Here is an 11,677-nt window from a genome sequence, read left to right on the forward strand (position 1 = left end):
CGTGCACACGTCGTGCGTGGTGACCGGAGGCGGCCGCGGTGTCGGCCGGGCCGTGGTGGAACGGCTGGTGGCGACCGGCGCCACCATCGTCGTACTGGAACGCGACGCCGACGCGGTCGACTGGTTGACCGACCATCCGGCCGCCGATCGGCTCGTCGCGGTGGTCGGCGACGCGGCCGACGAACAGGTGGCCGAGCGCGCCGCCGAACTGGCGGACCGCGCCGCGCCGATGACCGGCTGGGTGAACAACGCGGCGGTGTTCCGCGACGCCACACTGCACTCCGCGTCGGCTGACACGGTGCTGGACCTGATCGGCTTGAACCTGCGCCCAGCCGTGGTCGGTGCCGCGGTCGCCGTCCGCCGCTTCCTGGCCCGCGCCGCCGGCGGCGCGATCGTCAACGTCTCGTCGCACCAGGCCCGTCGGCCGGTGTCCGGTGCCCTGCCGTACGCGACCGCGAAGGCCGCCGTGGAAGGGCTGACCCGGGCATTGGCCGTCGAGTACGGGCGGCACGGCATCCGGGCCAACGCGGTAGCGCTCGGCTCGATCGCCACCGAACGGCACGCCGAATTCCTCGCCACGCAGGAGCCCACCCAGGCCCAGTGGATCGACGCCGAGCTGACCCGGCTGCACCCGGTGGGTCGCATCGGGCGGGCCGAGGAGGTGGCCGAGGCGGTCGCCTACCTGCTGTCACCCGCGGCGAGCTTCGTCAACGGCGTGACGCTGCCGGTGGACGGCGGACGGGCCGTACTCGGCCTCGACCCAGAGGCCCGCTGACCCTTCTCGTCGCGCTGCTGCTCCGCGCCGCTGTGTTAGCCTCCGTGCGCGCCCCAGATGGGCCTACCCCCCGGAGGTTCTGGCTACTTCAGCCACCACGCCGAGATCGATGCGATGTACGCGTCTCTCGTGCGGGATCCGGGGCGTCGGTGCCCTCGGGGTTTTGTCATCTGCGTGGCTGGGTGAAGGCTGTGGGCCTCCGGTCGGGTCTTCGGATCGACCGGGAAGAAGACGGTACGGATGACAGTCACGTTCAACCACACCATCATCGCCAGCAAGGACAAGAGCGCCTCGGCCGCGTTCTACCGGGAGCTGTTCGAGCTGCCGGAGGCGCCTTCGTGGGGACCGTTCGCCAACGTCCAACTGGACGAGGGTGTGCTGCTCCAGTTCGCCGAGCCGCCGGTGGACATCCAGATGCAGCACTACGCGTTCCTCGTCGACGACGAGCTGTTCGTGCGGTGCCTGGCGTTCGTCGAGGGGCGAGGCATCACGTACTGGGCCGACCCGCAGTTGAAGCGGGAGGGGGAGACCAACACCGAGCACGGTGGGCGGGGCTTCTACTTCTTTGACCCGGCGGGCCACGCCATCGAGATCATCACCCGGCCGTACCTGTAGCGGTCGGCGACGAGTGTCGGCTCCGCTTCCAGCGGGGCCGACACCACATCCTCGGCAGCTCTTTGCCTGCCGGACCTACTCTGCTGTCCATGAGGCCTCGCGGTCGTCGTCGTTTCCTCAATCCACTCGGCGCGGTGTATCTGGCGGTGTTCGCCGTCGCGGGGGCGATCGGTGCCCTGGCGGGGACGACCTGGATCCGAGCCGACAGCGTGGCGGTGGCGGGCACCCTGGTGTGGGGCGCTGCCCTGATCGTGGCGGTGCTGGTGGCCTCGCCGCCGCCCCGGATGTTCACGCTGTCCATGGCTTGGCTGATCAGTCCCATCCTCATGTTCGTGGCCGCCGGGGGACTGTGGTCGACAGTGCTCGACCAGCGCGGTGAACGGGTCGTGGCAACTGTCGTCGAAGTCCGAGACGGCAACGAGAAGGGCCGCCACCTCTATTACGCTCTCGCCGACCAGCACGACCGACGCATCCCCGGTGAACTGGGAACATGGCCGGGGAGCAGCATCGGGGCCTCGAACAACCCGGAAGGCGCGGTGGGACAACGCGTCACCGTGGTGCGGGATCCCCAGGGTCTGGTCGACCCGCGCCTGCCCGAGGAGATGGAAACCGGCGAGGGCATCCTGATCCTTGTGCCGGGCGTCCTCGTCATTCTCGCCGTGCTCTGCATGCTGGCCGGGCGGCCATTGCTCAACGATGACGGAACGACAGGCTTGAGTTGGCGACGACCTGCTAGACGCGCTGCTGCCAAGACTGGCTCGGCCCAGGCCCGCCACCAATCCTGAACCACGGCCTGGTTCCTCCGGCGCCGGCGCCGGGGCCGGCCCTGACCAGACGAGACCAGACCAGACCGACCAGGATCAATATGCTGGCCCCTTAGCAAATCGAAGCTTGATCAGGTAGTTGTCCACAGTGAGGTTGGCTATCCACAGGGCGGTGCCACCGCACCCCACCGTCTCGGCCGCCGCCATAGCGTCGCGCTGTGTCGCACGACGAGGAGACAGAGGTACGCCAGCGCCTGCGTCGGCTGACGGAGACTGCTGTCGCACCGCCGCCCCGGCCCGAGGGGCCGCTCGGAGGCGTACCCCTATTTGGTGTGCCGTCGTCTCCCGCCGGCGCGGAGGTGTTGTCCGCTCGACCCGCCGCGCCGGTCTCGGAGCCGACGCCGGGCAAAACTGCGCTTGCACCCGGGTCGCGGCTGCCCGGGCCGGGGGCGTTCGACCCCGGGCGGCGGGGTGCGCGGGCGTTGGCGGTGGTCGCCGTGGTGGTGGTGTTGGGCGCGGCCGGTTGGGCTTGGCGATCTCGGCCGCAGTCGGAACCGGTCGCCCCGCTGGTCGCCGAGGCCGTGTCGGCCGCGCCGACGGGCGACCCCAGCGCGTCCGGCTCCGGCGAGCTGGTAGTGGCGGTGGCGGGCAAGGTCCGAAAACCTGGTCTGGTACGCCTGCCGGCCGGGTCCCGTCTCGCCGACGCGGTGCAGGCGGCCGGCGGCGCGCTGCCCGGGGTCGACGTGGCGCTGCTCAACCCCGCCCGGAAGGTCACCGACGGCGAGCTGATCGTGGTGGGCGTGACGCCACCTCCGGGCGGTGAGGCCGGGCCCGCGGCGGGCGGTGCGGCACCCGCCGCCGGGCCGTTGAATCTCAACACCGCGACGCTGGCGCAGCTCGACGCGCTGCCCGGGGTCGGGCCGGTGCTCGCCCAACGGATCCTCACCCACCGGGATCAGCACGGCGGGTTCAAGTCCGTTGGCGACCTACGCCAGGTCGACGGGATCGGCGATGCCCGCTACGAGCAGCTCAAGGATCTGGTGACGGTGTGAGCAGGTTCGCCGCTGGTCCACCGCCGCTCGGCGTCGCCCACCCCAGGCCCCCGGCCGAGCAGGCCCAGCCCAAGCCCTCGGCTGGTCGGGCCCGGTCGGAGCCGCTCGCTGGTCGGGCCCGATCCGAGCCGCCGGATCTGCGACTGGCTGGGCTCGCCGTGGCGGCCTGGCTCACCGCGCTCGCCGGCCTGCACCTCGCCAGTCGCACCGCTCTGCTGGTGGCTGGTTCGGCGGCAGGCCTGACGGCCATGGGCGCGCTGCACCTGCTGGGCCGTGCCGGCCGCCCTCGAGCCATCACGCGGCGTTACGGGTGGATGGTCGTGGCGGTCGGCCTCGGAGTGGTCTGCGGCGGTGCGGCCACCGCCGCCCGGCTCGCCGTTCGCGACGCGCCGCTGATCCGTGCCCTCGCCGAGCAACGCGCTCCGGTCACCGCCGACCTGGTCGTCCGGGACGATCCGCGCCCGATCCGGGGCGCCGGGCGGCCGGGGATGCTGCTGGTGTCGTCCGAGCTGGTCCGGCTCACCGGCCCGGATGGTCGACGGATCCACGCGTCGGTGCGGCTGCTCGTCCTGGCAACCGACCCGGCGTGGCGGGGCCTGCTTCCCGGGCAGCGCCTCACCGTCGACGGCCGACTCGGCGTTCCGCGCGGCGGCGATCTCACCGCGGCGGTGCTCAGCACCAACGACCCACCGGAACGGCACGGCGCGGCGTCCTGGGCGCAGCGCGCCGCCGGGACACTGCGTACCGGCCTGCAACGGGCCTGCGCGCCGCTGCCCGACGACCCCGGCGGGCTGCTGCCCGGGCTGGTGGTGGGCGACACCAGCCGGCTGCCACCCGCCGTCGAGGCGGACTTCCAGGCCACCGGGATGACCCACCTCAATGCGGTCTCCGGCTCCAACGTCGCGATCGTGGTGGGTGCGGTGTTGTTGCTGGCCCGATGGTCGCGAGCTGGCCCGTGGCTCGCCGCCGCGCTGTGTGGGGTGGCGCTGGTGGGGTTCGTCATCCTGGTCCGCCCGTCGCCGAGCGTCGTACGGGCAGCCACGATGGGAGCGATCGGGCTCGCCGCGCTCGCCGCCGGTCGACCTCGGGCGGCGCTGCCCGCGCTGGCCGCCGCCGTGACCGTGCTGGTGCTCGTCGACCCCGAGTTGGCCGGGGACCCCGGGTTCGCCCTCTCCGTGCTAGCCACCGGTGGCCTGCTGCTGCTCGCGCCGCATTGGCGGGACGGGTTGCGCCGGCGAGGCGTCCCGCCTGGGCTGGCCGAAGCGCTGGCCGTGCCGGCGGCTGCCCAACTTGCCTGCGGCCCGGTCGTCGCCGGGATCTCCGGCACGGTGAGCCTGGTGGCGGTGCCGGCGAACCTGCTGGCGGTGCCGGCCATCGCCCCGGCGACAGTGCTGGGCGTGCTGGCGGCCATGGTGTCGCCGATCTGGCCGGCCGGCGCCGAGTTCGTCGCGTGGCTGGCGAGTTGGCCGGCCTGGTGGCTGGTGGTCATCGCCCGTCAGGGTGCTCGACTGCCAGGTGGCACCCTTCCGTGGCCGGGCGGGGTGCCCGGTGCCCTGCTGCTGACCGGGCTGACCGTCGCGCTGCTGATCGCGGTGCGCCGGCCACTCGTACGACGGCTGGTGGCGGTGGTTGGGGTTGCCGCCGTGCTGGGTGCCCTGCCGGTTCGACTGCTGGCCGCCGGCTGGCCGCCCACGGGGTGGGTGGTGGTGGCCTGCGCGGTGGGGCAGGGCGACGCCCTGGTGCTCCCGGTCGACCCCGGCCGGGCCGTGGTGGTGGACGCCGGGCCGGAGCCGGGTGCGGTGGACGGCTGCCTGCGTCGGCTCGGCGTACGGGAGGTGCCTCTGCTGGTGATCAGCCACTTCCACGCGGACCACGTGGGCGGAGTGGCCGGGGTGTTCCGGGGGCGGCGGGTGGGTGCCGTGCTGACGCCGTCGTCCGCCGACCCGGAGAGCGGACGGGACCTGGTTCGGGCGGCGGCCACCGGCGGGCGGGCCGCGCTGCTGACCACAGTTGCCGGCGCTCGGCACCCCGTGGGCGGGGTCGACCTGCTGGTGCTCGGCCCGCCGTACCCACTGGCCGGGACCAGGTCCGACCCGAACAACAACTCGCTGGTGCTGCGCGCCACGGTGGCCGGAGTGCGGATCCTGCTGGCGGGCGACGCGGAGACCGAGGAGCAGCACGCGATGGTGGCGCGGGTGGCCCCCGGCCAGTTACGGGCTGACGTGTTGAAGGTCGCGCACCACGGGTCGGCGTACCAGGACCAGGGCTTCCTCGACGCGGTGCGGCCGACGGTGGCGCTCGTGCCGGTGGGCACCGGCAACACCTACGGGCACCCGAGTCCGGGGCTGCTCGCCCACCTGGGCCGGGGCGGCGTGCGGGTGCTGCGTACCGACACGGACGGCGACGTGGCGGCGGTCCGAACGAGCGGCGGTCTGGCGGTAGCCGGGCGAGGTGTGCCCGCAGGCCGGCAGCCCTGACCCCGGGCCGGCAGCCTTGCGTCGCGGGCCGGCGGCCGGACCCGCGCTGACCGTCCGGCCGCTGATCGACTCGGGATCGCTGACATCGGGGTGTCAGCGGCGGTCCAAGACCGCAGTTTCCGTGATCCCGTGTGGATCAAGAACGGGCCTCTGATTAATCGGGCGAATTGCGGATTAAGCGAGGAATTGAGTTGGATGTCTGGATTTGCGCTGTGTGCGGGCTGCGCCGATCAAGCAGCGAATGAGCAGGCACGATCCCGCCGCAGGCCGTGCGAATATGGGCGGCGTGACCCCCGCCAGCCTCGCCCCCATTCTGCTCGTCCTCGGTGACGAGGAACTGCTCGCCACGCGCGCGGTCACCGAAGCTGTCGCGAAGGTTCGCAGCGTGGACCCCGAGGTGGACGTCCGTGAGTACCAGGCCAGTGCGCTGACCGTCGGTGAGATCGCCGAGATGCTCAGCCCCTCGCTGTTCGGCGGGCGGCGGCTGCTGATCCTGCGTTCCGGCCAGGACGCCCGCAAGGACCTGGTCGCCGCGCTGTTGGCGTACGCGAAGAATCCCGACCCGGAGGTGCAACTGCTGGTGCTGCACCTGGGCGGCGCCAAGGGCAAGGCGTTCGCCGACGGTCTGCGGGCGGCCGGCGCGACTGTGGTCCCGGCCGCCAAGCTCAAGGGGCACCGCGACCGGGTGGCCTTCGTCCGCGACGAGATCCGCCGGGCCGGCGGAAAGTGCACCGACGACGCCGCCGAGGCGCTCATCGCGGCGGTCGGCAACGACCTGCGTGAGCTGGCCGCCGCCTGCTCTCAACTGGTCGCCGACACCGATGGGCGGATCAGCGCCGAGACGGTCTCCCGTTACTACCGGGGCCGGGTCGAGGTGACCGGTTTCACGGTGGCGGACGCCACGATGGTTGGCGACGTGCCGGCGGCGCTCGAGGCGCTGCGCTGGGCCCTGCACGTCGGGGTCGATCCGGTGCCCATCGCCGACGCTCTGGCCGACGGGGTGCGCACGGTGGCCCGGGTGGCGTCGGCCGGGCGGGGTAGCCCGTACCAGCTCGCCAGCAGCCTCGGAATGCCCGCCTGGAAGATCGAGCGGGCACAGCGGCAGGGTCGGGGCTGGACGCCGGAGGGCCTGGTCCGGGCCATGCAGGTCGCCGCCGCGTGCAACGCGGCCGTCAAGGGCGGCTCCGACGACAGGGCGTACGCCCTGGAGCGTGCGGTCTTCTCGGTCGCGGCGGCCCGGCAGGGCAGCACCAGGTGACGGGGGCGAACCGCCCAGCGTGGGCCACCATTGCCGTGGACGAGGCGCGTTACCGACCGCTCTACGCCCGGCTCCTCGGCCTGCGGTTCGTCAACCCCGGCGGCGTGCTGTGCTTCCTTTTCTTCGAGGGTGCCATCGCCCTGGCGGTGCTGCTCGCTCTCGCCGAGTTGGTCAGCTGGTGGGCGGTGCTGGTGCTGCCGGTCGTGGTGGCCGCCATGGTGAAGCTCAACGACATGGTGGCCGCGATCGTGGTCCGCTCCGCCGCGCTCGTGCCCGAGCAGGAACGGGATCGGTTTCGCCGGGAGATGGAACCGGTGGTCGGCCGAGCCCGGGTGGAGTGGGTCTCGCACAGTGTTCCCGGCGTGGTGATCACCGCCGACCCGGTGCCACCGCCCCGGCGGGCCAACCCGTCAGACTGAGCGCCGACCCCTTCGGGGCCATCGCACAGGGTTGGCCGGCCGGAGAAACGCGGCCGGCACAACGCACAGAACGGCCGGCCCGGACAAACACTGCCGGCCTCTGGACACACGGAAACCCCGGGCCTGGGGCCCGGGGTTTTCCGAATCAGTCTGACGGTGAAGTCGTCAGGCGGAGAGCGACACCACGCGCTTCGCGATCGCGGACTTGCGGTTCGCGGCCTGGTTGGAGTGGATCACGCCCTTGCTGACGGCCTTGTCCAGCTTGCGCGAGGCGTCCAGCATGAGCGCGGTCGCCTTCTCGACGTCACCGGCCTCGGCAGCCTCGTGGAACTTCCGGACGGCGGTCTTCAGCGACGACTTGACCGACTTGTTGCGCAGCCGGGCCTTCTCGTTCTGCCGGTTGCGCTTGATCTGGGACTTGATGTTCGCCACGCGACAGCCTCGTCTTGATAGCTCGGGTTGGTCAGCTTATTGCGCGTGATGACGAACGTGCGTCATCGCTGCGCGAAGAGCCAGGTTACCAGGTCGCCGGGGACGAGCCAAAACGGCTCGGCCTTCGCGCGGACGGACCCGGCCCGTCGGGGACCAGGTTACGCCCTCGAACACGGCGGCGGCTCACCGCCAGCCCGGCGGCAGGCCGGTTCGCCGCACCGCCAGCCCAGCCCGCGTCACCGTCAGCTCACCCCAGGCCAGCCCGCGTCACTGTCAGCTCACCCCAGGCCGGCCCGCGTCACCGCCAGCCCTGGCGGCGGGCCAGCCAGTCGAGCGACTGCTCGCCGCTCCACCGCTGGTGGGCGGGCAGGTGCGGCGAGGCCGTCGGCGGTGCCGCCGCAGCTCCGGTGAGGTAGTAGCCGGCCAACGCGGCCAGGGTCGCGTCCAGCGCGTCCGGGGGCGCGTCGGCGGTGGCCGGGTGCGCGGCGAAGAGCCGGTCCGCGTCCAGCCCGCTGGCGTACGCGGTGAGCAGCAGGCCGGCCAGGTCGAACCAGGCCGGCCCGGAGCAGACCCAGGTCCAGTCGCAGAACCAGGCTCGGCCGTCCGGGCCGATCAGCACGTTGTCGACCCGCAGGTCGCCGTGGATCAGACCGGTCGCGCCGGCTGCGTACCGGGGGAGGAGGGATTCCAACTCCACCAGCTCGGGCAGCCGGTCGAGCAGCGGCGCGGGCAGTGGCGGGGTCGGCTCCCGACCGGCGGCGACCTCCTCCCACCAGAGGATGTCCGACCGGGCCAGGTCGGCCAGGCGCGGCAGGCCGAGCGCTGTCAACTCGGCCGGCGGGTCGGCCAGGGCGGCGGCGACCTGCGCGTACCCGGCGAGCGTGGCGTCCAACTCGGCGGGCACCCAGGGCAGGTGCGGGGTGTGCCCGTCAACCGCGTCGGTGCACAACACGAACCAGTCGGCCGCGGAGAGGGTCCACCGGGGGCGGGGCGCCGGCAGGTCGGCCGGCAGCCGGTCGAGGATCGCGGCCTCTCGGGCGTACCAGTCGACCAGATGCGGTTGCTCGGCGGCGGGTGCGGCCTTGACGAAGGCCCGACCACCGTCGGCGGTGTCGAGCACGGCGGCGAACCCGCGGGTGAAGCCCGCGCCGGCGACCCGGGCGGTGACCACCGGCGCGCCGAGCCGTTCGGCGACCGCGGCCCGCAGCGCCGCCGGCAACGCCGGCCACGACGGACGCAGGGCGCTCGCGTGGTACGGCACCGGCGGCAGCGGGGGAGGGGACATCCCACCATGCTGCCCCGGGGTACGTGCGCGACGCACGGCGACACTGCCAGACTGCCAAGCCATGAGGACCGAGGACTTCTGGCAGCTGATCGACGAGGCGCGGGCCGGCGGCGGTGGTGAGCCCGGCCCGGTCGCCGCGCGGGCCGTGGCGTTGCTCGCCGAGCGCGACCCGGAGGACATCATCGGGTACGCGCGACACCAGACGCGGGTGCTGGCCGCCTCGCACAAGGCGGATCTGTGGGGCGCGGCGTACCTGATCAACGGTGGTGCCTCGGCCGACGGCTTCGAACACTTCCGGGGCTGGCTGATGGCCCAGGGCCGGGCCGTCTTCGCCCGCGCGGTCGCCGAACCGGACTCGCTGGCCGAACTGCCCCAGGTGCGGGCGGCCTCGCTCAGCGGCGAGGAGTTCTCCGCCGAGCAGATGCTCTCGGTGCCGTGGGACGCGTACCGCAAGGCCACCGCGACCGAACTGCCGGCCGACCGTGACCCGGTGCGGACGCCGGATCTCAACGACTTCTGGGACTTCGACGACGAGGACGAGGCGCGTCGCCGGCTGCCCCGGCTGGCCGCCCTCTTCGTCGAGCCGCCGATGGAGTGAGGGGTCCTCGGGCCGTTCCATCGCCCGCGCAGTGGGCGCACCCCGGCGGCGTGGGAACATAGAGGGGGTCGGCGGCGCGCCGGCCTGTTCACGTCAGCCGACCAGAACGGACCGCTGTGCCACCGAAGCTCGATCCCGGCGCGAACGCCCCTGGTGCCACCGACCCCGGTCGCATCCGGAACTTCGGCATCATCGCCCACATCGACCACGGGAAGTCGACCCTGGCCGACCGGATGTTGCAGCTCACCGGCGTGGTCGACCCGCGGCAGATGCGCGCGCAGTACCTGGACCGGATGGACATCGAGCGCGAACGCGGCATCACCATCAAGAGCCAGGCCGTCCGCATGCCGTGGACCATCCGCGAGGGTGAGCGGGCTGGTGAGCAAGCGGTGCTCAACATGATCGACACCCCGGGGCACGTGGACTTCACCTACGAGGTGTCCCGGTCGTTGGCCGCCTGCGAGGGTGCCGTGCTGCTGGTCGACGCCGCGCAGGGCATCGAGGCGCAGACCCTGGCTAACCTCTACCTGGCTCTCGAGAACGACCTGCGCATCATCCCGGTGCTCAACAAGATCGACCTGCCGGCCGCGCAGCCGGAGAAGTACGCCGAGGAGCTGGCCCACCTGATCGGCGGTGACCCCGCCGACTGCATCCGGGTCTCCGGCAAGACCGGCGAGGGCGTTCCGTACCTGCTCGACGAGATCGTCCGGCAGTTCATCCCACCGGTCGGTGACGCCGAGGCGCCCGCCCGGGCGATGATCTTCGACTCGGTGTACGACGTCTACCGCGGCGTCGTCACGTACGTCCGGGTCATCGACGGCCGGATCAGCGCCCGCGACCGGATCAAGATGATGTCCACCGGCGCGGTGCACGAGTTGCTGGAAATCGGTGTCATCTCACCCGAGATGGTCAAGGCCGAGGCGCTCGGCGTCGGCGAGGTCGGCTACCTGATCACCGGTGTGAAGGACGTCCGGCAGTCCCGGGTCGGTGACACGGTGACCATCAACAGCCGACCGGCGGCCGAGGCGTTGGGTGGCTACAAGGACCCGAAGCCGATGGTCTACTCCGGCCTCTACCCGATCGACGGGTCCGACTACCCCAACCTGCGCGAGGCGTTGGACAAACTCAAGCTCAACGACGCCGCGCTGGACTACGAGCCGGAGACCTCCGGCGCGCTCGGCTTCGGCTTCCGCTGCGGCTTCCTCGGCCTGCTCCACCTGGAGATCATCCGGGAGCGGCTGGAACGCGAGTACAACCTCGACCTGATCTCCACCGCGCCCAACGTCGTCTACCGGGCGATCACGGACGACGGCGAGGAGATCGTCGTCACCAACCCGAGCGAGTACCCCACCGGCAAGATCGCCGAGGTGTACGAGCCGGTGGTCCGGGCCACAGTGCTGACGCCCAACGACTACGTGGGCGCCGTCATGGAACTCTGCCAGGGCCGGCGCGGCACCCTGCTGGGCATGGACTACCTCTCCGCCGACCGGGTGGAACTGCGCTACACGCTGCCCCTGGCGGAGATCATCTACGACTTCTTCGACCAGCTGAAGAGCCGTACCAAGGGTTACGCCTCACTCGACTACGAGCCCTCCGGCGAGCAGGCGTCCGACCTGGTGAAGGTGGACATCCTCCTGCACGGCGAGCCGGTGGACGCGTTCAGCGCCATCGTGCACAAGGACAAGGCGTACAACTACGGCGTCACCATCGCCGCCAAGCTGCGCACCCTGATCCCGCGCCAGCAGTTCGAGGTACCGATCCAGGCGGCCATCGGCAGCCGGGTCATCGCCCGGGAGACCATCCGGGCGATCCGCAAGGACGTGCTCGCCAAGTGCTACGGCGGCGACATCAGCCGTAAGCGCAAGCTGCTGGAGAAGCAGAAGGAAGGCAAGAAGCGGATGAAGATGGTCGGCCGAGTCGAGGTGCCGCAGGAGGCCTTCATCGCCGCCCTCTCCTCCGACTCCGGCGACGGTAAGGCCGCTGGCAAGAAGTAGTTCACGCC

At 72.0% G+C, this 11,677-nt stretch carries 11 protein-coding genes; 9 read left to right on the forward strand and 2 right to left on the reverse strand.

The genetic code is table 11. The features are described 5' to 3' along the window. Position 1 precedes the first annotated feature (1 nt). From AB0B98_RS09375 to AB0B98_RS09405, 7 genes are all read left to right on the forward strand, one after another. Positions 2 to 775 carry an SDR family oxidoreductase gene (locus AB0B98_RS09375; RefSeq protein WP_238670902.1) on the forward strand — a complete coding sequence of 258 codons (774 nt, stop codon included), beginning with the start codon at positions 2 to 4 and terminating at the stop codon, positions 773 to 775. Positions 776 to 1,015: 240 nt separating this feature from the next. Beyond that, positions 1,016 to 1,390, forward strand: coding sequence for a VOC family protein (locus AB0B98_RS09380; protein ID WP_112604312.1), 375 nt, complete (start codon positions 1,016 to 1,018; stop codon positions 1,388 to 1,390). 134 nt (positions 1,391 to 1,524) lie between these two features. Continuing rightward, entirely contained in the window at positions 1,525 to 2,175 is a 651-nt protein-coding gene (locus AB0B98_RS09385; protein ID WP_357361712.1) for a DUF3592 domain-containing protein, read from the forward strand. 197 nt (positions 2,176 to 2,372) lie between these two features. Beyond that, on the forward strand, positions 2,373 to 3,206 hold the full coding sequence (locus AB0B98_RS09390; RefSeq protein ID WP_357361713.1) for a ComEA family DNA-binding protein: 834 nt from the start codon (positions 2,373 to 2,375) through the stop codon (positions 3,204 to 3,206). A gap of 137 nt (positions 3,207 to 3,343) precedes the next feature. Then, positions 3,344 to 5,683, forward strand: coding sequence for a ComEC/Rec2 family competence protein (locus AB0B98_RS09395; protein WP_357362011.1), 2,340 nt, complete (start codon positions 3,344 to 3,346; stop codon positions 5,681 to 5,683). Positions 5,684 to 5,960: 277 nt separating this feature from the next. Beyond that, entirely contained in the window at positions 5,961 to 6,941 is a 981-nt protein-coding gene (gene holA, locus AB0B98_RS09400; protein WP_238670906.1) for a DNA polymerase III subunit delta, read from the forward strand. Continuing rightward, complete coding sequence (locus tag AB0B98_RS09405; RefSeq protein WP_357361714.1) at positions 6,938 to 7,360, forward strand: hypothetical protein; 423 nt, start codon at positions 6,938 to 6,940, stop codon at positions 7,358 to 7,360. The genes holA and AB0B98_RS09405 overlap by 4 nt, the downstream gene beginning before the upstream one ends. 165 nt (positions 7,361 to 7,525) lie before the next feature. Here the strand turns inward: AB0B98_RS09405 and rpsT are convergent, their stop codons facing one another. Both rpsT and AB0B98_RS09415 read right to left on the reverse strand, forming a co-directional pair. Further along, entirely contained in the window at positions 7,526 to 7,792 is a 267-nt protein-coding gene (gene rpsT, locus AB0B98_RS09410; protein ID WP_030491765.1) for a 30S ribosomal protein S20, read from the reverse strand. A gap of 298 nt (positions 7,793 to 8,090) precedes the next feature. Then, a complete protein-coding gene (locus AB0B98_RS09415) occupies positions 8,091 to 9,077 on the reverse strand; it encodes a phosphotransferase (RefSeq protein WP_357361715.1) in 987 nt (328 codons plus the stop codon). A 61-nt stretch (positions 9,078 to 9,138) separates the two neighbouring features. Here AB0B98_RS09415 and AB0B98_RS09420 point away from each other — a divergent pair, with 61 nt between their 5' ends. Next, entirely contained in the window at positions 9,139 to 9,675 is a 537-nt protein-coding gene (locus tag AB0B98_RS09420; RefSeq protein WP_238670909.1) for a DUF4240 domain-containing protein, read from the forward strand. A 116-nt stretch (positions 9,676 to 9,791) separates the two neighbouring features. Further along, positions 9,792 to 11,669: a translation elongation factor 4 gene (gene lepA, locus AB0B98_RS09425; RefSeq protein ID WP_357361716.1), complete on the forward strand. Its 1,878-nt coding sequence runs from the start codon at positions 9,792 to 9,794 to the stop codon at positions 11,667 to 11,669. Positions 11,670 to 11,677 lie beyond the last annotated feature (8 nt).

This window comes from Micromonospora sp. NPDC048947, assembly GCF_040649495.1.
Taxonomy (GTDB): Bacteria; Actinomycetota; Actinomycetes; order Mycobacteriales; family Micromonosporaceae; genus Micromonospora; species Micromonospora alfalfae.

Excerpts from the sequence above, each read along its gene's own strand:
- AB0B98_RS09380 (WP_112604312.1), top strand. The coding sequence starts at position 1,016 with ATGACAGTCACGTTCAACCACACCATCATCGCCAGCAAGGACAAGAGC.
- holA (WP_238670906.1), top strand. The coding sequence starts at position 5,961 with ATGGGCGGCGTGACCCCCGCCAGCCTCGCCCCCATTCTGCTCGTCCTC.
- AB0B98_RS09415 (WP_357361715.1), bottom strand. The coding sequence starts at position 9,077 with ATGTCCCCTCCCCCGCTGCCGCCGGTGCCGTACCACGCGAGCGCCCTG.
- AB0B98_RS09420 (WP_238670909.1), top strand. The coding sequence starts at position 9,139 with ATGAGGACCGAGGACTTCTGGCAGCTGATCGACGAGGCGCGGGCCGGC.